The sequence below is a fragment of the Mucilaginibacter sp. P2_A5 genome, assembly GCF_056404995.1.
Map to the genome: position 1 here is coordinate 56,382 of NZ_JBFUCY010000027.1, position 19,773 is coordinate 76,154.

Sequence of the window (19,773 nt, forward strand, 5' to 3'; positions counted from 1 at the left end):
AGTTATATTATTTGTTTGTTATAGATACTTATAAAGTGACCGCTTGTGTACCCCCGTCATTTACTTTGTATTTGATGGTTTTGCTACCCTCGGTTATGGTAATATTTAACTTCTCCTTATTCAACCTCGATATTTTAAGGTTGAACACGTGCCCGAATGAATGAATATTATTTAGCGCCATTTCATTCCAGCCATTTGGCAGCCGTGGCGTGCAATTGAAGCTGTTAAAGCCCGTTGGTCGCATACCGAACAACCCTTCGGTGAATATTCTGCAGTAAAGTCCGCTCTCGGCAGATAGATGCCTTTGGTTACCCTCGGGATAGGCTTCTACGGGGTAAGGTACATGCTCTCCTAACAACCTCCTGCGCGAATAATAACGCAGGTATTCCATTGCTTTTTCTGTTTTGCCGGCCTGCAGTACGCCACGAAGCGCATATAGGGTTGAGCGGTCCCAAAAGGTTTCTTTGCCTGCCTCGGTAGCTAATCCGTCAGCCGTCCATAAGCGGGGCGAAAACAACGCATTGATGGTTCCTTCGCTCCTGTCTAAAATACCCATGGTAAGGGGCAGGCAGATCCAGGCACGCAGTACATCATTGGTTTCGTAGTATTTGTAGGTTTTAAAGCCTTCTATGGTTGTCCCGAAGTATTTTTCGATATTACTTTTAAGGGTTGCGGCTTGTTTTAAATACTCGTCTGTTTGTGCTTTTGGCTGATGTAGTTGTTTGCCAAGGTAAGCCGCCGATATCAACGCGTCATAATAAAGGCTGTTGGTTGACAGGTTGGCTTTACCTGAGGGAAAGCGACCTTCCAGCTCATCATGATCTGAAATAACTACGCCCTGGTCGTTTAGCTTGCGGTTACTATATTCCAGGCACCAGGTAATGAGCGGCCACAATACTTTTGCAGAATCGGCGCGGCCATACGTTAATGCATACCGCGAAGCGCCATAGGCAATCATAGCCTGGTCGCCACGGTCACCGGCACCTTTCCATACAGCGTCGCCTTCGGCAACTATGGAGCTGGGTATGGGTTTGTACGCCGGGTTCATATACCTGGCAAACAAGCGGTAACAAGTCATGGCCGACAGGTTGCCGATACTATCTCCCGAAAATGCGAAGAAGGGACTAATATACTCGGCCTGGTCATTTGCCCAGATGGCGGCATAGTATGCCAGCCCGCCCGGCCCATGCAGGTAGCCTGCTTTGGTTTTGTAAATACTCTCTGTTCCCCTGATCTTGGCAAAGGAGAACGCGGTATTCAATAACGTATCCGGTGTTTTTAATTGCAATGGTGATAAAATAGTATTTACACGGCTTTCACGGGCTTTTTCTTCCGCATCTGCATTAACCGTAATGGGCTGACCGGGAAAATCTGTTGCCAAATAATAAACCGCGAAAGTTGTATGCTCACCGGGTTGCACTATACGGCTGCCACTATTTGCCGAGCCCATGATGATGGAATGGGGCCTTACTTTACTTTTAAGGCTATCTGTCCTGACCTCATGCCGCAGGTATTCCATGGAAATGGTGACCGGTTTATCGGTAATATTAGTAAACGCAAACTTTTCAATAACCATTGGCTTATCCACCGAGGGGAAAATACTCCGTTCAATTTTTACCAGCGCCGGATTGCTTGTTGTCGCCCCAATCCGCATAATGCCTTTGTGGCTGATGCTTTTGATGTTATAGGAAAGATCGCCCGATTTTTTCCCGCTGGCTAAATCAGTTTTTAACTGCCGGTTATTAATGTAAAACCGGGGCAACCCGCTATCCTGAAAGGTATAATCAATATGGGTACGGGTACCATCGGGCAGCATCCTGAATGTTGGGAACACCACCGTTCGCAAAACAGATGATCTGCCAGCGCTATCTAACCCATACTGAACCCAAACAGATACTTTTTCTCCCGACATTTCGATATGATTTGTATGAGGTAACCTGCCATTAATGGTCCATTTGATACTTCCATCTGGTTGGATGGCCCAGCGATCAGTTTGTTTCGGTAAGGCACTCTGCTGGGCGTAAAGCCTGCAGGGTAGCAGAAAAACCAAGCCTAAAAATACTTTGCAAATATTTGCCTTCATTTTATATTGATCATCAATTTTATTATTCTAATCCAAAACAGCTGTTCCGGCTTTCAGATCAGCAGATAGCTCAACCTTTTTTTGTATGCCGGGGATTTTATTTTCCAGGATATGTACATCACGGCTTGCATTGCCTTCAACACGCACAAATGCATCTGCAGATCCGGTTACTGTAGTATTATTTATGCGGGCCCCGGCAACATTCTCTAACCTTATTACTGCCTGGGCTCCGGTAGTTTCGGGAATGATGCAGGAATTAAGTTCTATGTTTTTCCCATCCTCACAGATAATGGCTGGCCGAAGATCATTATGGCTTAAGGTAAATTTTACATTGCTGATCTTTAATCTATCCACGTGCCTTGCCCAAACACCGTAGGCCGGTACCAGCGGACCAAATGTTTTTACTTCCGGATATTTATCAATGGCTTCCGGCACAACCTGCCTGGCATTTTCATTGTCTCCGCCGCCTGCAAGGTTTATCTCTATGTTTTCTAATGCCAGGTTTTTAATGTAATGCCCGGGGATACCCGTTATCAGGATACCCGATGGCGGCATCAGCTGTGCGTTATCTGCCGCTTTCGCTTTTACATTTTTGATGGTTACGTTTTCAAGCGTTCCTATAGATTGCTGGCTATCCTGATCTTTGCGGAATACACTTAACCTGGCACCTAAACGAATGAGTATAGGCGTTTTTACCTCAACCATGGTAATATCGCTGATTTGGACATTCCTGATATTTGCGCCATCAACAGAAAGCAACTTGATACCGCCATTGGCTGTATCATAAATATAACATTGTGATATGTTGATGTTCTCAAATGCCGCCATGGATTCAGTTCCGATCTTGATTGCTCCCTGGCCGCTTTTTAATCGCAAGCCCGAAACAACGATGTTTTTACAGGCCATTTTACTTGATGTTGTTTTAAAACACAAAGCATCATCGCCGCTTTCCACATCACAATCCTTAATAGTAACATCCTGGCAGCCATCTATATCCATGCCATCATTGTGTGCTACGCCCCTGCTTACAATTTTTACATTTTTAATACTTACATGTTTGCATTGAAAGTAATGCGATGTCCAGGCTGCGGCATAATTTAGGGTAACACCATTTAAAGCAACGTTCTGGCAACGTACAATACGCAATAAAAACGGACGCCTGCCCCAGCGCTGCGACTCCGCACGTGTATCGGTTAATATTTGCTGCGCTTTGAGTTTTGATCCCTGGCCATCAATGGTACCCTCGCCCGCTATGCCTATATTTTTTTTATCAACGGCTACAACCAGCGCCCAGCCAACACTTATGCCAAGCCCATCCACAAACGGATCAAGATTTTTATAATCGTTAACATCGGTGCTGCCTAATAAAACAGCCTCTTTGTTTAGCTGCAGGGTAATATTGTCATTCAATGCAATTGTACCTGTTAAAAACACTCCCGCAGGAATAACAACTTTACCACCACCGCTTTTATAACAGGCGTCAATTGCCTTTTGAATAGCATCAGTGTTTAAAGTGGTGCCATTACCTACGGCACCGTAAGCGGTGATATCTACATCGGCAGCAAACAAACTTAAATTACATGCCACCGTAAGGATAATACCCAACAACAGTCCAGGGAAATCGCTTTTAAAGAGGAGGCACCTACGGAGCCAGGCTTTTAGGTTTCCTTTGCTATAAACACGTGACTCCGCTGGAGTCATTGATTCACCGACTATTTTCAACTCCAGCGGAGTTATGTGTTTATAGTGAAAAGTGTCTCGTTTTTTGGCTCCGTAGGTGCCTCCTGTTTTTTTCTCGATTTTAAAAGCGATTTCCCTAAGCAATAGCCTGGTTAGCTTGTACATGGTTATTTTTTCCTTTCTGCTTTAAGCATTTCGGTTCCGGCCAGTAACAGTGCGCCTAAGCCATGTGTATCGTTTAGCTCAGTTGGTCTGGTGTAGTAAAATTTAATGTCGGTATCCATGTTGGTACCAATGCAAACATCCTGCAATTCTCCGGCGGCTGTAATTTTGGTTTTTAACCCATCCCATCCTTCCTGGGCTATAGCTATATATTTTTCATTGATCCATCCCTGGTTTACTGCACGTGCTACGGCATAAGTGTACATAGCTGTAACTGATGTTTCCAGGTATGAATCCGGTTTATCCAATAACTGGTGCCATAAACCGGTTTGGTCCTGGTAGCGGGAGTAACCTACAATTTGCCTCAACAGCAATTTGATCAGTTCGGGGCGTTTAGGATGATTTGCCGGCAAATTGTTTAACAGCTCCACCTGTGCCATTGCTATCCAGCCATTGCTGCGGCCCCAATGGCCTACTCCATTGGTTTGATCGTCAGAATAATAATTATGAAAGAAAAGGCCGGTAGCAGGATCATAAAGATATTTGTTAAAATTCTCTACCTGTTTTATCGCATCATTAAAGTATTTGGTGTTGCCCGTAAGCTTGCCCATACGCGCTAAAAACGGGATGCTCATAAACATATCATCGGCCCAAAGGGTACCAAAACGTGGTTGGGGCCGTGCAAATGTGCCATCGGCCAGGCGCATCTGTTTGGTTGATATATAAGCTGCTGATCTCTCTAAATAGGCCTGGTAATCTTTTCTTGGTGCCAGCGCATTTACATCAAACAACCCGGCAGACATTGCACCGCAAGCGTCGAGGTTGGTGATATTGAATACCGAACCATATTCTACCCTCGGTGTTGTTTTAGCTTTGTAAAGCGTTTCAAAGTAATTGAGGTTATCAAAAATGAACGCAAAATTGTGTTGGGAATACTCCGAGTACTTTTTATCCTTAAGCACATCGGCAGTTTGTACCATGCCAATGGCTAAAACACCGTTTACATAAGCCCACTTATTGTACTTGCTATCAGCTTTAATATCAGCTGATGATGCCAACCCTTTGGTAGAATCGTATTTTTCTTTGGTACTGGAATTGATGAATTTAAATGAGGTGTTTTGAACTATATTGTCGGCAACTTTGCGAACAACTGCTTCGGTGTTGGTATCCTGCCCAAATGCTATCGCCGGGCAAACCATTAGTAATAAGTATAAAAATGATTTCATAATATTTAAGGTATCTGTTTTAAAAAAGGATTTATTTTTTATTAACGGCTCTTACAGCCTTTACCTGCGCCGTACTTATTGCACCTGCTTTATTGGTAAAATTTTTCCTGACATAGGTTAACACAGCAGCGATTTCCTGGTCTTTCAAAAAATCATGTGCAGGCATCACGTTGGAGTATGATTCACCATCAATATCAACGTTTTCCGAAAACCCGTTAAGCACAACCTTAATCAGGCGGGTTTTATCGCCCAGCACATAAGATGTTTTAGTTAACGGAGGGTTCATGTTAGGTACCCCGCCCCCATCGGCCTGGTGACAGGTTAAACAATATTTTACATATACACTTTTGCCGTCAACCACCGGGGCAGCTAAGCTTTGCCGGGGTTTAGTCCGTTTTTTTACTGATGCTTTAACCTGGGCCATTAACTGAGAGCAGCTAAAAATGAAGGTGATAATCATTAAATATTTTCTCATTGGGGCAACTATTTTTTAGTGTAGATAATGCGGTATATGGTACCTTTTGAATCATCAGTAACATACAAAGATCCATCGGTGCCCTGGGCAAGCCCACAGGGACGATGATCGGCACGACCAGCCGCGGTTTTTTCGGGTGAGCCCGAAAAACCATCTGCAAATACTTCCCAATCGCCGTCGGGCTTTCCATTTTTAAATGGCTGAAAAACTACGAAGTATCCGGCCTGTGGTTCGGGAGCCCTGTTCCATGAGCCATGAAATGCTATAAAGGCCCCATTTTTATATTTTGCCGGAAATTGATTGCCGCTATAAAACAGCAAACCATTGGGCGCCATATGGCCAGGATAGGCGGCAGCCGGATCGATAAATTTAGCATCTGCTTCTTTTTTTCCATCGCCGCCATACTCAGGGGCTTGTATCTTCTTATGCTGAATCTGGTCATAGTACATAAACGGCCAACCTGCATTGTCGCCCTTTTTAAGGGCGTATAAACATTCGGCTGGTAACTCGGCAGATTGTTTGGTGGTATACAGTTCGGGCCATGAGCTATTGAGGTTATCCCTGCCATGCTGCATTACAAAAAGCTGGTTGTCCTGCTGATTCCAGTCCATACCCACCATATTCCTTAGCCCGGTTGCATACCGCACACCATCGCCATAGGTTTGGTTTAATTTGTCGGCTTTAAACTGCCACACTCCACCCATCGAATCAAGAATAGGGCAGCCCGGTATTCCGGGTGAATGTAACCCACGGTCTTTTTCCTGGCACGAATTAAACCAGGCGCCTATGTTTACATAAATATTGCCATCGTTATCCAATACAAACGATTTTGTTTCATGCTGGCGGCCCGCCTTTAAACCGGTAACTATTTTCTCGGGCTGATCCGGGTTAATAACTTCATTTTTATCATTCACCTTATACCTGAACACCTCGGTATTGGATGAAGCATACAGGTACCCGTTTTTTAAATAAACCTCGGTACCACCGTAAGTGCCAAAGCCCGATTTGAGTTCGGCCTTGCCATTTGCAGCTTCATGAAATACTAAAATACCTTTACCTTCTTTATTAACCTTTGCAAGCTTTACATAAATATCGCCCTGTGGCGTAACCACTAAATGCCTTGCCTTGGCACCCGTTTCGGCAACTTTTAAGGCGCCAAAGCCGGCGGGCAATTTTAAACCGGCATTATCGGCGTCGGGCACTACATCGGCTGCCGGTTTTAGGGCATAAAGTGTTATGCTTACTGCAAGCGCTGTAAGTATTATTATTGACCTGGATAGTTTACTTTTCATGCAATTATTTATTTTATTAAAGTTCCTTCTTATTCACATCTGCCATCCTGGTGTTTGCAACCGGCAAACTATTATATATGTTAAAATCTTTTACTTCATTTAAAACAAATGCCGGTGCATTGGCCGCTTTCTGCGCTTTGATGTGCTGAAAATCGGCACCGGTTACATGATCAAGTATAAATGCCGGGCGAAGATCCTCATCAATATAACTTACCTCCACATCATTCATTTTAAAATCTTTAACATTGCGGATAAAGAAACCGTAGGACGGCATTGTACCAAAACGGTATGGTTCGGGATATTCTTTTTCTAAACCAGGCACTTCACGTGTTGATTGTTCTTTAGTACCGCCACCTTTGTAATAGATCCTGATGTTACTTAACCGCAGGTCTTCAATATCGTGGCCTGGGATTCCGCTTATGATTGCGCCATGCTTATTATCGGCATTATAACATACCACATTGCTGATGATAACTCGTCTGAGTGCGCCAACAGGTGTGCCTTCAGGGGCACGCATGCGCGCGCCCAGGCGAACAAAGATTGGAGCGTTTACAATATCGCGCATGGTAATATTGGTAATGGTAACATCTTCTAAAAGCGCGCCATCAACAGTTTCAAGAGCCAAACCACGGCAATAATCAAATACACAATTTGAAATGGTGACATTCTTAAATCCACCATTTGATTCGGTGCCCATTTTTATACGGCCTGTAGGATTGCCATCGGAGTATTTTTTTTCGTTCCTTTTAAAGGTACCGTCTAAAAACGAACCTTCATCATAACCGCTTACCTGGCAATTGGTGATGGTAACATTTTCTGTAGCGCGGGCAAAGCCAAGCCCAAAGGTGCTTTTCAAACATATACCATCATCATAGGGCGAGTTAACGCTGCAATTGGAAATACGCACATTTCGGCAGCAATCAATATCCATCCCATCGCGGTTGGTATCCATTTTCACATTATCAATAGTAAAGTTATCTATCCCGGTAGCCAGGATGCCAAACCAGCCGCCATGCAATATGGATATGTCTTTAATAATCACATTACGGCATAAATAAAGGCTGATGGTTTTGTTCGGACGTTTGTCATCCTCTCCTTTATTACTCCGTACCAGGTCTTTTCCCCAAAGGGTACCGGGGCCTAATATGGAAATATCATGCAGGTTTTCGCCCCATATCAAACTGTTATGCCAATGCCTGTGCCCAAAATCCTGGTATTTGTTGTCGATCTTGTCTTCGGGTAAATCATAGCCCGATTCATCGGCAATGGGGGCCGCTATGATAGTAGCCCCCTGATCAATATATAAAGAGATATTGCTTTTAAGATGAATAGAACCACACAAATAATTGCCTGCAGGAAAGTAAACAGTGCCCCCGCCAGCTGTTGCCGCCGCATCTATTGCTTTATTAATCCCTTTGGTATCAATGGTTTTGCCATCTCCTTTTACGCCATAAAGTTTTACATTATATGGTGATGTTTCGGGCGCCGGATAAACGCCTGCAAAAGCTGTAAGGCCATAAAAAAACAAAAGAAAAGTAAAAAGAATACCAGGAACCGGGTTATGCTTTTTCATATATAGTTTTAATTATTGCGTTCTGTTTATTATAAATAGATGTTAAAAGTACCCTGTTATTAAGTCAATAGTTTTTAGCCGGAAGTCTCAAGTCGCGTTTTGCTTGTTTCCTACTTAGAACTCAAGACTTCCGACTTAAGACTAACCGACAATTGAAGTTTGACATGACACTAACTTACCAACCAGGGTTTTGCGGATAAGGAGTACCAGTAATTGTAGCATCAATTTGTGCTTGCGGAATTGGCCGCAGCACATGAAATGGTTTGATGTTATTTTTACCATCGGTATTGTGCAGCTTTACCCTTTCTAGTAATTTGCCAGTGCGGGCCAGGTCAAGCCAGCGTACCAGCTCGCCACATAGTTCCCTTGAACGCTCATCCAAAATAAAATCCAGTGTAATTTTATCAGCAGTGATATCCATTGCGGCAGCGTTGCCCGATGGATAAGCAGCCCTTTCACGCACCGCGTTTATGTACGGTACGGCATCAGCTACACGGCCATCCATATATAACGCCTCGGCAGCAATTAAATAGGTTTCGGCCAGTCTGTATATGATGATAGGCCTGCTGGATGGCGAATTTTGATCGGGTCGCTTGGTATCAAAATATTTGATCATGGCGGGCGATAGGCCAATACTGTATTTGCGGGGTGGTATAACCTGGTAACGGTAACCTGCAATTTGGCTTGCTGTCATGTCATAACCCGGCATCCATATAGCTGTATCGCCTACAGTAAATTTAGGTGCGCCTGGTTGCGCGCCTGCGGGCGCACCGGCCGGTAAAGGATTGGGCCAGTTTGGTATAGATGCTGCATTGTTACATAACCATGTGGTTTGAAATGTTTTATTATACCGTTGGTCGTTCACCCTTTCTTTAAACACGGTATCGGTAAGCCAATGGGTAGGTACAGCACGTATATAAGGGCGGCCATAAAGTGTGCTTCGCTGCATACCTGGCTGCACCTCATATTTAGGCGCAAATAAATGGCACAGCAAATTATCGGGACCGCTATTATTTTGAGTAGGCGAACCATTGTAGGCCAGTGTAGTAGTATGCTGTACTGTCCACAATATTTCGCTGTTACTTTCATTGCCTTCGGCAAATACTTTTCCAAAATCCTGCTGCAGCTTTATACCTGCACCAGGGGCAATATTGGTAATTAAATCAATAGCGTTGGTATAGGCGTTTTTATAATCATCAGCTTGTTTGGCCGATGAACCCGCCCTTGTTAAGTAAACTTTTGCAAGCATATGCTCGGCCGCAGCTTTGGTAGCCCTGCCTGGCTGTACGCCATTGGTTAACGGCCCCACAGGCAAAGCAGCTATGGCATCTTTTAGGTCCTGAATTATAAAAGTATACACATCGGCCATCGGGGCACGGGCGGCAGAAGTTGTTGGGGTTGCCTGAAAGCTTTTATTTAAGGTTACATCGCCCCAAAACTGAACTAATATAAAGTAATAGTTGGCCCGCAGAAACTTAGCCTCGCCAATTAAACTTGCTTTTGTGGCGGCGTCGAGGCTGGCCGGAGCATTATCAATCAGCCCGTTACAGGTATTGATATAAGTATAGCAATTTTTCCAGATGCCTGCTACTATACCATCGGCAGTATTAAAATTACTGTTGTATTTAACCAGGCCGTTATTACCATCGTTACCGGCAATAAACTCATCGGTACCGGGTACAGTCATTTCAAAATAGGTATCGGGCCCCCAAATGGTCCTAAAACCGGCATATGCTGCCGTAAGGCCCGACATGAAACCCTGTGTTGTTGTAAAAAAAGCTGGGGTTAAAGTTGATTTAGGAGCTTCTACCAATGTTTTTTTACACGAGGTAACCATCAGACCTAAAAATAAACAGCTGTATAAATATATAGATATCCTTTTCATCTTATTTTAATTTAAAGTGTCATGTTAATACCGAATGTAAATGACTTTGTGGGAGGAGTATCAATGGCTAAGCTTCCGGCTGTTTCGGGGTCAAGGCCGTGAAAAGTATTGCGGTACGGCGAAAAAAGTATAAATGGATTTTGCGTCGTTGCATATATTCTTAATGACTTTGCCTTAATACGTTTTGTTATTGATTCGGGCATATAATAACCCAGGGTAGCGCTCCTTATTTTAAGGAAAGTACCATCAAAATAGCTCAGTAACGATGAGTAAGGTGTATTGGTTGATGCAGAGTTTGGCTTCGGATAATAATTTTGATGATTGGTTGGTGTCCAGTAATCTTCATTCAAATTATTATAATTGCCCTGGAAGGTATTAACAAAACCGCCGCTTTGAAATAACCTGGAGGTTATTAAACCACCTACCCTGTAAACGCCCACTATAGTAAAATCAAACCCTTTGTAGGCAACACGATTGGTAAACCCGCCGGTATATTTTGGCTGATCGGATCCAAGTACTATCCTGTCGCTTGCGCTAATCTTTCCATCCTTGTTTACATCTTCTACCCTCATGGTGCCTATAACAGAACCAGTACCTGTAGTGGTAAGCCCCAGGCTTTTAGCCTGCGCGGTATCGGCGGCAGTATTTTGCCATACTCCAACCTTTTTATAATCGAAGATGGCATTGATAGACTGCCCGACAAAAAGGTTATTCGCGATATCCTGGGTAACACCGCTTGCTAATTTGGTTACTGTTCCGCGGTTGAAGGTAATGTTGGCGCTGGTAGTCCAGCTAAAGCTGTTTCTGCCGTTGCCCTGTATATTAACACTGCTTACGCTTATTTCGATACCCTTGTTTTGCGTTTGGCCAACATTGGTTAAAATGCTGTTGGGGATACCGGATGTTGGCGGTAAAGACAAAGGAAGCAATAACGACCTGGTAGACTGACGGTAAGCGTCAACGGCACCCGTTATCCGTCCGTCAAGAAAACCAAAATCAACACCGGCGTTTAATGTGGATGTATACTCCCAGGTAAGGTTGGGATTGGGTACGTTTGTTGGATAGGCCCCGGTGAGGTTGGTAGAACCAAAGTTATAGTTAACCGACGTTAAGGCGCCCAATGTTTGGTACGGGTTAATTGCTGTATTACCAACCGTACCATAGCTTACCCGCAATTTAAGATTTGATAGCACGTGCGAATCTTTAAACATGGGTTCCTGGGTAACATTCCAGGCAGCTGCCGCCGAAGGGAACACATGGTATTTATTACCTGGTGCCAGGCGCGATGAACCATCTGAACGCATGGTTAATGTAAGCAGGTATTTATTGGCAAAGCCATAATTTACCCTTGCCATGTAGGATATAATATCCCATTTTGAGTACGAACCGGATCCGCTCAGATTAGCTCCATACTGCGGGTTGAAATACTGAATACCGTCTGACAGGATGTTGTTATAACTGAATGAGTTAGATTGCGATTGACTTTCCTGCAAACTGTAAAGACCCGTAAAATTGATATGGTGCTTTTGGGCAATTGTTTTGTCGTAAGTTAAAATGTTTTCAAGCGTATAGTTATAGCTGTAAGTACTTTGGTTATTTGCTGTAGATGCGCCGCCCAGGTTATTGGTGGTTGCACTGGCGTAGTAATTTCCGTATATATCGGGCCGTATTTCGGCACCGCCATTAAACCTGTATTTTAAGCCTGGGGCCAGGTTAATCTCGGCATAAGCAGTGGTAAACGTTCCAAACCGTTTGCGGGTTTCGGCAACGGCGCCGGGAACAAAGTTAGCAAGGGGGTTCCAAACCTGGTTGGCGCTGCCTGCTGTAAACCCTACTAATTTACCGGTAGCATCATCATACGGGGTAGAAAGCGGGCTTGCCCTGAGCGCCTGGCCAAGTGGGTTGGCATTTTCGCCATTGGTATAGCTTAAGGTATTTAAGCTGCTTAAGCCAATTTTAACATTTTTACCCAATTGCTGATCAATACTTAACTTGATAGAATACCGCACGAATGACTGGCCGAAGTATATACCGGTTTCGTTATAATACCCGCCTGATATCGCGTACTGGGTTAAATCGTTACCACCGGAAACACCTAACTGATGGTCGGTAACAAAACCGGTTTTATAGATCAGGTCTTGCCAATCTGTACTGCGCCCGCTTTTAATTGAAGCTACTTCCTGCGGGGCAAACGAACCATCTGTTAAAAAAGCAGGATCGTCAATTCCCGAATATTTGCCGGGATTGCCGTTAATTAGGCCCCATTTTTTAAGGTCTTCAAACTGAGTACCGTTCATCACATTATAATGCCCCAGTGGCTTGTTAAAACCGGCATAACCACTGTAGGTTATTGATGTACCACCTTTTTTACCGCGACGGGTAGAAACCAGCAAAACTCCGTTGGCACCCCTTGAACCATAAATGGCGGTTGAAGAAGCATCCTTTAATACCTCTAAAGAAGTGATATCATCCGGGTTTATATCGTTAAGGCTTCCGTTGAAAGGAAGGCCATCAACCACGATCAACGGTGAATTTGAGGCGTTGATTGACCTGGTACCCCTGATTAAAATTGAAGGCGTAGCTCCCGGATGGCTGTTACCTGCGCTTTTTTGAATATCAACACCGGCAGCCTGCCCCTGCAAGGCCTGGCCTATATTTGCGGCCGGAATATCGCGAAGCGCCTGCTCATTAACAGAAACTATTGAACCCGTTATGTCCGACTTTTTCTGAACACCATAACCAACCACTATAACATCGCTTAACGACCTCAGGTCGCTTACCATAGTTACATTGATGACGGTTTGGTTGTTAATATTGATTTTTTGTGTTTTGTAACCGATAGAAGAAAACACGAGTATAGCATCGGGCGCTGCTTTAAGTGAATAGCCGCCATTGGTATTGGTGATAACGCCTTTGGTACTGCCCTCAATCACGACTGATACACCCGGCAGGGGACCGTTTAAATCTGATACAGTACCCGTAACCGTAATATCGGCCGATTCGGTTTTTATATCCGGTCCTGAAGATTTATCGGTGAACAAACTGGTTTTCAGTGTTGCCGTTTTGTCGTAAATTACAATGCCATCACTAATTTCTTTAAACGCAAGCTGTGTTTTAGAAAAAAGATAATTAAGGATATTGCTCAGTTTTTCCTCTTTGAATTTATTAGGTTTAACCGAATACCCCTTCAAATCTTCGGGGTTGTAGGAAAATTTGATGCCCGTTTGTTTTTCGAGCTTACTGATGGAGCTCTGCAGACTTTCCTTGCCAAAAGAAATTTTGACAAGCGTGGCTGAAATCTGGCTGTTTGCTGTTTTAGCAAGCAACAACTGGCAAAACACCAGCAAGCACACTATTACAGTTATTGATACTTTCATGAAAAAAGTAAAAAATTTAGTCAATTTTTTTATCATCTTTACAAAGTTTTTGTCTTAAAAAACTATGTAAATCATTGGTTTAGCTTGGAACCTGCCAATAACTTACATTAACTACAGTGCCGATGTCCGCAAAGCTTTGCTTATGGACATTGGCATTTTTTGTTTGTTATTTGTTATGTGTTTTTTCTAAAATCACCTCCCTTCCCTTTACCGTATAGCTAACGCGATGTATTGTTTTAATAATTTCAAGCACCTGCTGTAAATTATCGTTATTTGAAAAATGAATAGTTGTTGGCAGTGCGTTCAATTTATCATGATCGTAAGTGATGTGAACGTTATAAATGTTTTCTAGCCTGAGCATCAGTTCGGCAAAAGAAACGTCATATAAATTAACCTCGTTGGTTGTCCAGGCTGCTATTTTTTTCGAATCAACTTTACGGATGATGTGCTGATTACTTAACTGATCGTAGGATACTTCATTGTCGCGCGCAAGTACGCCGAAACTTTCATGGCCTTTGCCAACTTCAACCCGCCCTCTTGTTACGGTTACCCTTACGTCGCTAAGTTTTTTAAAGTATTTTATATTAAAGGCTGTTCCTAAAACACGCGCATGTAAACTGCCGTAGTGAACTATAAAAGGAGAATGTTCATCGTGCTTTATATCAAAAAAAGCTTCGCCGTTAATCAACTGTATCTCCCGGGTTTTATCAAACCTATCTGGATACCGGATAGTTGAGCCCGAATTTAACCAAACCTTTGAGCCATCGGGCAGGGCGACAATGTTGATATGTCCATTGGCGGCGGCTACTGTAACAAAGTTGATTTTATTTTTAAAGGAAAGTTTAAGGCCCAGGGCAATGGAGCAACATAAAAGTACAAACGAAGCAGCCACAGCATATTTGCCGGATGTGGTTTTGATGAAATACCACTTACCATAAATTTCTTTATGGATGGCATTTAACATCTGCTTCTCTATTGCCTTCATAGCTACCTCATCCTGCAGATGTGCTTCACCGGCAACAGGCTTATGACCAGGCTTCAGCCATTTTATCATTATTGTAAAAGTGTATTTGGTTTTAAAATATCCTGCTTACAAGGCAGTTCATGCATTGGTACTTATAATACAAGCCCAACTGGTTTTGGTACCAGATTTATTAAAAAAAAAGAAAAATTATTACCAGGAACACATCCAACCCTGTGCGTAATATTTTGAGGGCATTGGAAATCTGGTTTTTTACGGTACGGGGGGCTATATTGAGCATCTCAGATATCTCACTGATAGATAAGTTTTGTTGACGGGACAATACAAACACCTGCTGCATTTTACCGGGAAGTTCTTTAATGCGGCCTTCAATGGTGTTGGAGAGTTCTTTGGCAATTAAATCATCTTCGTTAGTAAATTCGTTACCACTGCTCAGCTGCGATAATTCATCCACTCCCCTTTTCCTGATCGCATCCTTTTTGTAAAAATTGATAATATTATTCTTTAAGGCCCTTAACAGGTAAGATGAATTATATTGATCGGGGCAAAGTGTGAACCGGCAATTCCATAAACTGATGAAAACCGTTTGCACCAGATCTTTGGCATCATCAGATGAACCTGTTGAACGATAAGCAGCCTGATATAAGCCTCGCCAGTTTCTTTTATAAAACTCGTCAAAGGCGCGGATATCCCCCTGCTTAATTAGTGTTATTAATTCTACTTCAGACAGCATTTTTTATGGATCAAATAATAAAGCCCGCTTTTTGGCAAGTTTGTATTATCAATAATTGGTTTTGTAATTGGTATCGCAATTAAAATATAATTACGGCTTGTTTATGCAATTAATTTAGCAATTTATTCATCTATATTGCTATCCGGTTAATTACACTAAAGTTAATTTATAAGCTGTTAAAACAACTCTATTTTATTTTAAGTGTAAATTATTTATACGATGTTAACTTGGTTTATATTTTTTGACGGATACATGCTGCCACTATTTAAAAGTATATAAAAATTGAATAAGTACAAAATAGCAACATAAATGTTACTTAAAAACCTGCATCAATAGTTGAATATAAGATACTTATTTACTGCATTTTATATTTTACAACAATCAAAATCAGCATTTTCAGCATTAGTTTATTAAATTATTCCTTTTTAGGTATTTGAGATAATAGCCATTGGGTTATATCCCCGGCCGCTTTATCATTTTCGAAACCCATTGACGGTGTAAGCCGCCCGTTGGTGTATTCATTATATATCCACGGGTCGCCAACTGCAAACACTATCCCCCTTCCATAACGGGCAATGGCTACAATTACTTTATTACTATCTGTAAGTACCGGTTTTGCGTTTAACGATAATTTAAGCGTTGCTATATCCTTTAAATAAATCTTCCTGGCAGTTTTAAATACAGGATTATCCGGGGGCACATTTATCGCTCCCATTTCAAATTGTTTGTCAATAACATGCTTATATAAATCATCATTAAAATGAATTCCAAATTTTTCAGCAAGATTATTTAAATGAGGTAGTTCGGCATTAGCACTGTCATTTGCAAGCATTACCAACACGCCACCATTTTTAACCCAACCGGTTATGGCTTCAATATGCCGGGGCTCAATATAATTAGGATTGGCCGTTTCTTTCCTCGTATCAGGGTCAACAATAACATAAATATCGGTTCCTTTTAAACTTTCTGCGCTGGGTTGCTCTGTAAGGCTTTTCAGGCTTGCACCATGCTGTTTAAAAATATCCCCCCATATTGAATATCCGGAACTTTTGGTATCCTCCCAGGTATAATGAAAACGTTCCATTGTACCCGATGCACTTTTACGATATTCATTATTAAAGAAATAATCCAAAGTAACGGTTTTAGTTTGAGCCCTTGCTGCAGGTATAAATATTCCTGCAAGTAATGCTATTATGGTGTATCGTTTAAATTGCATCAGTAGCTTATATTAATTTTAATTCTCTGAATTTATCTCTATTACCATGCTGGTTAACGGGATTAACTTCCCCGGGGTTAAATTAAGCCCCATGGTCATCAAATAATCACCACTAAAAACATGACCATTTTCTGCAAGGTTTGACCTGGCGCCCGGCATAAGGTTTGTTTCTTCCACTTTATATAATTTTTGATTGTCCAATCCCTGTAGCCGCACCCTGTTAAATACTTCTTTATACCTTGTGTTAAGGTTGTAATTAAACAAAACAGCCTTTGACTTTTCGGCATTTACATACATAGCCACCATGCGGTTTTCATCGTAGGGAGAAATAATACGGTACAGATCGCCAAACCAGATTGTATTGTTTAGCCGGCTATAGTTTTTAACAGCCTGCTTGCTAAACTGCAATTCCTCATCGGTCATTTTGCTTACTTTAATATCATACCCCAGCTTACCCATCATGGCAACATCTGTACGGAATTTGATAGATTGTTTTCCCCAGGACGTAACATGACTTGAAATAGTTAAGGCCGGGAAAAAATTACTATAGCCCCATTGGATATACACACGCTCCAGTGGATCGGTATCATCACTGGGCCAAAACTCGGTGAAGTATTTTAAAGCCCCATAGTCGGTACGGCCCCCGCCTCCTGAACACAGCATAATAGGTAAATGCGGATATTTTTGCCTTATACGATCTAAGATTTTATAAAGGCTTAAAGTATAGTCAACAAACAATGCCGACTGCCGATCCTTTAAATATGGCGACCAGGTATTACCCATACTCCGGTTACAATCCCATTTAATATAAGCCAGGCCAGGATTCTTAGTTAGCATATCAACCACCGTATGGTATACATAGTCGGCTACTTTAGGATTTGTAAGATCTAACACCAACTGGTTGCGCTGATAATTTTCATCCCGGTTAGGTAATTTTAAAATCCAATCCGGATGCTGCTCATATAACTCACTTTTTGGATTTACCATTTCCGGCTCAAGCCAGATGCCAAATTTTAGTCCTTTAGCTTCAGCTTGTTTAACCAAATAGCCTATCCCGTTTGGTAGTTTCGACTTGTTCTCCTGCCAATCTCCCAATCCCGCTTTGTCGTTATCGCGGGGATATTTATTTCCAAACCATCCGTCATCAAGCAAAAACAGATCGACACCCAGTTTTGTAGCATCATCAAATAAGCCCACCAGTTCTTTTTCATCAAAATTAACATGTGTAGCCTCCCAGTTATTTAATAAGGTGAGGCGCGGTTTATTGCCATCCAGTACGCCATAATTGCGCGCCCATTGATGCAAATTCCGGCTCGCCTGTCCCTTCCCTGTAGTTGAATAAGTAAAAATAAACGCCGGAGTTACAAAGGTTTCGCCTTTTTTTAATTTATAGGCTGATGCATAGGGGTTAATGCCCGATATTACTCTTAACGCGTTGCGTTCATCTATTTCAAAATGGAATTGAAAATTGCCTGTCCAGGCTAATGTGCCTGCAATTAACTCCCCGGTTGTTTCATCTGCCGGTTTATTTAGTGCGAGGAAAAATACCGGGGTTTGGTACATATCGGCGCGGGTGCCTAATTTACTGTCTATCTCTTTTACGCCGCTTGTAAGCTTGCTTTCCTGCATTTTCATTTCAGAGGCCCAATCACCATGAAACTGCGTAAGCCAATAATCTTTAGCCTCAAAATGCAGCATAGATGAAGCGTAATTTTCCAAGGTTATTTCCCCTTTTTCATCATTTTTAATTTCGGCCCACGATTTTATGATATCCTCCTTATTAAAAGCCTGGTAATGCAATATTACCTGCACCGGATATTTGGGATCCTGCAGCAATATGTTGGTTTCTGAAATATTTTCGTCTAAATTTTTTGTTGTGTGGCTTACATATCTTAGTTCGAGCGATGGGTTACCGTCGCTATGAATTAAGCGGATGGCGGGTTGTAGCAAGTCTTCCATCCCCCCGGTAATATAAGCTTCATGTTTATTATTAGGAATTAAACTATTATCTGCCTCATTTAAAAACCGTTTCCCCAGGTATGCCTGGTATATCCTGTTATTGGCGCCTACTTTAAGTACTACACTTGTGTTTTTTGTGGTAATAGTTATTATTTCTTTACCGGTTTGCGCGCTTGCAACAGCACCGCCGAAAAAAAGTGCTAAGTAAATGTGTAGTATTAATTTATTCATATAAAGAGGTTGATTTTACCTGGATAAACTCTCTTTGATAATTTAAAGGGCTTTTGCCGGTAATCCGTTTAAAATATTTATGAAAATTTGCAAAATTGTTGAAGCCGCTTTCATAACATAATTGCTTTAAGGGCAGCCTGTTTTCTATAAGTAATTTACAGGCATGCCCAACTTTAATCTCCAGCAAAAATTTAGAATAAGTTTTGTGCGTGCGCGATTTAAAATACCGGCAAAATGAGTTTGGACTAACCCCAGCCAATTCGGCAAGTTCATCCATATGTATTTTATTTTTAAAGTTGGCCAGTGAATACTCATAAATAACATTGATGCTGTCATTTCGCGACTCCTCAACATTCGGGCTAAATCCTATTGATGATAAGGTATCGGCCTGGTCACATTCGGCAATGGCATTTAATACCTCCATCAATAATAATATTCTTTTTGCCCCTTCGGCTACAAGCAGCCTTCCCATAATTTCGGCAATAGCTTTTTTTGCTTTTCCGGTAATTTGTATCCCACGCCTGGCTTTTTCCAGAACCGTTTTTATCATCTTGTTCTCCGGCAGTTGCAAAAAATCATTTCCCCAAAAATTTTCACAAAAATGAGCAACCCTGATATCAACTTCGGCACTATTTTCCCTGGAAAAATAGATATCATCAAACCGCCAGTAATGCGGCAGATATGATCCTACCATTACAATATCGCCGGTATTAAACTGCCGTATATTATCACCTATAAATTGCGTCCCGCTACCTTTTTCAAAGTGGATCAACTCAACTTCCGGATGATAATGCCATTTGTTATTAATAGAAGGAACCAGGTCCCGCCGTACACTAAAGGACTGAGCCGGACCAGAAGATACTTTTAGCAATTGTGGTTTCATTTAACTTAATTTACCA

The 19,773-nt window shown here is 42.2% G+C and carries 13 protein-coding genes; all 13 read right to left on the reverse strand.

The genetic code is table 11. The annotated features are described in order from the left end of the window. Positions 1-28 precede the first annotated feature (28 nt). The 13 genes from AC1DXF_RS21725 to AC1DXF_RS21785 all read right to left on the reverse strand — a co-directional run bounded on the left by AC1DXF_RS21725 (position 29) and on the right by AC1DXF_RS21785 (position 19,757). Positions 29-1,912, reverse strand: a complete 1,884-nt coding sequence (locus AC1DXF_RS21725; RefSeq protein ID WP_477450801.1) for a glucosidase family protein — start codon at positions 1,910-1,912, stop codon at positions 29-31. Between the two features lie 198 nt (positions 1,913-2,110). After that, positions 2,111-3,928, reverse strand: coding sequence for a glycoside hydrolase family 28 protein (locus AC1DXF_RS21730; protein ID WP_477450802.1), 1,818 nt, complete (start codon positions 3,926-3,928; stop codon positions 2,111-2,113). Positions 3,929-3,930: 2 nt separating this feature from the next. Then, a complete protein-coding gene (locus AC1DXF_RS21735) occupies positions 3,931-5,151 on the reverse strand; it encodes a glycoside hydrolase family 88/105 protein (RefSeq protein WP_477450803.1) in 1,221 nt (406 codons plus the stop codon). A gap of 31 nt (positions 5,152-5,182) precedes the next feature. Beyond that, a complete protein-coding gene (locus AC1DXF_RS21740; protein ID WP_477450804.1) occupies positions 5,183-5,626 on the reverse strand; it encodes a c-type cytochrome in 444 nt (147 codons plus the stop codon). A gap of 8 nt (positions 5,627-5,634) precedes the next feature. Next, positions 5,635-6,918, reverse strand: a complete 1,284-nt coding sequence (locus tag AC1DXF_RS21745) for a PQQ-dependent sugar dehydrogenase (protein WP_477450805.1) — start codon at positions 6,916-6,918, stop codon at positions 5,635-5,637. A gap of 16 nt (positions 6,919-6,934) precedes the next feature. Continuing rightward, positions 6,935-8,491, reverse strand: coding sequence for a rhamnogalacturonidase (locus tag AC1DXF_RS21750; RefSeq protein WP_477450806.1), 1,557 nt, complete (start codon positions 8,489-8,491; stop codon positions 6,935-6,937). 175 nt (positions 8,492-8,666) lie between these two features. Then, entirely contained in the window at positions 8,667-10,376 is a 1,710-nt protein-coding gene (locus AC1DXF_RS21755) for a RagB/SusD family nutrient uptake outer membrane protein (protein ID WP_477450807.1), read from the reverse strand. 11 nt (positions 10,377-10,387) lie between these two features. Further along, a complete protein-coding gene (locus tag AC1DXF_RS21760; RefSeq protein WP_477450808.1) occupies positions 10,388-13,753 on the reverse strand; it encodes a SusC/RagA family TonB-linked outer membrane protein in 3,366 nt (1,121 codons plus the stop codon). A 166-nt stretch (positions 13,754-13,919) separates the two neighbouring features. Beyond that, complete coding sequence (locus AC1DXF_RS21765) at positions 13,920-14,807, reverse strand: FecR family protein (RefSeq protein WP_477450809.1); 888 nt, start codon at positions 14,805-14,807, stop codon at positions 13,920-13,922. A 100-nt stretch (positions 14,808-14,907) separates the two neighbouring features. Beyond that, positions 14,908-15,468: an RNA polymerase sigma factor gene (locus AC1DXF_RS21770; protein WP_477450810.1), complete on the reverse strand. Its 561-nt coding sequence runs from the start codon at positions 15,466-15,468 to the stop codon at positions 14,908-14,910. 415 nt (positions 15,469-15,883) lie between these two features. Then, positions 15,884-16,684 carry a DUF4350 domain-containing protein gene (locus AC1DXF_RS21775; protein ID WP_477450811.1) on the reverse strand — a complete coding sequence of 267 codons (801 nt, stop codon included), beginning with the start codon at positions 16,682-16,684 and terminating at the stop codon, positions 15,884-15,886. Between the two features lie 18 nt (positions 16,685-16,702). Beyond that, complete coding sequence (locus tag AC1DXF_RS21780; RefSeq protein ID WP_477450812.1) at positions 16,703-18,874, reverse strand: alpha-galactosidase; 2,172 nt, start codon at positions 18,872-18,874, stop codon at positions 16,703-16,705. Beyond that, complete coding sequence (locus tag AC1DXF_RS21785) at positions 18,867-19,757, reverse strand: AraC family transcriptional regulator (RefSeq protein WP_477450813.1); 891 nt, start codon at positions 19,755-19,757, stop codon at positions 18,867-18,869. Before AC1DXF_RS21785 ends, AC1DXF_RS21780 begins: the two co-directional genes overlap by 8 nt. Between the last annotated feature and the right edge of the window lie 16 nt (positions 19,758-19,773).

What these genes read in the sequence shown, in the direction of transcription:
- AC1DXF_RS21725 (WP_477450801.1), bottom strand. Translation starts at nt 1,912, where the DNA reads ATGTCGGGAGAAAAAGTATCTGTTTGGGTTCAGTATGGGTTAGATAGC.
- AC1DXF_RS21730 (WP_477450802.1), bottom strand. Translation starts at nt 3,928, where the DNA reads ATGTACAAGCTAACCAGGCTATTGCTTAGGGAAATCGCTTTTAAAATC.
- AC1DXF_RS21735 (WP_477450803.1), bottom strand. Translation starts at nt 5,151, where the DNA reads ATGAAATCATTTTTATACTTATTACTAATGGTTTGCCCGGCGATAGCA.
- AC1DXF_RS21740 (WP_477450804.1), bottom strand. Translation starts at nt 5,626, where the DNA reads ATGAGAAAATATTTAATGATTATCACCTTCATTTTTAGCTGCTCTCAG.
- AC1DXF_RS21745 (WP_477450805.1), bottom strand. Translation starts at nt 6,918, where the DNA reads ATGAAAAGTAAACTATCCAGGTCAATAATAATACTTACAGCGCTTGCA.
- AC1DXF_RS21750 (WP_477450806.1), bottom strand. Translation starts at nt 8,491, where the DNA reads ATGAAAAAGCATAACCCGGTTCCTGGTATTCTTTTTACTTTTCTTTTG.
- AC1DXF_RS21755 (WP_477450807.1), bottom strand. Translation starts at nt 10,376, where the DNA reads ATGAAAAGGATATCTATATATTTATACAGCTGTTTATTTTTAGGTCTG.
- AC1DXF_RS21760 (WP_477450808.1), bottom strand. Translation starts at nt 13,753, where the DNA reads ATGAAAGTATCAATAACTGTAATAGTGTGCTTGCTGGTGTTTTGCCAG.
- AC1DXF_RS21765 (WP_477450809.1), bottom strand. Translation starts at nt 14,807, where the DNA reads ATGATAAAATGGCTGAAGCCTGGTCATAAGCCTGTTGCCGGTGAAGCA.
- AC1DXF_RS21770 (WP_477450810.1), bottom strand. Translation starts at nt 15,468, where the DNA reads ATGCTGTCTGAAGTAGAATTAATAACACTAATTAAGCAGGGGGATATC.
- AC1DXF_RS21775 (WP_477450811.1), bottom strand. Translation starts at nt 16,684, where the DNA reads ATGCAATTTAAACGATACACCATAATAGCATTACTTGCAGGAATATTT.
- AC1DXF_RS21780 (WP_477450812.1), bottom strand. Translation starts at nt 18,874, where the DNA reads ATGAATAAATTAATACTACACATTTACTTAGCACTTTTTTTCGGCGGT.
- AC1DXF_RS21785 (WP_477450813.1), bottom strand. Translation starts at nt 19,757, where the DNA reads ATGAAACCACAATTGCTAAAAGTATCTTCTGGTCCGGCTCAGTCCTTT.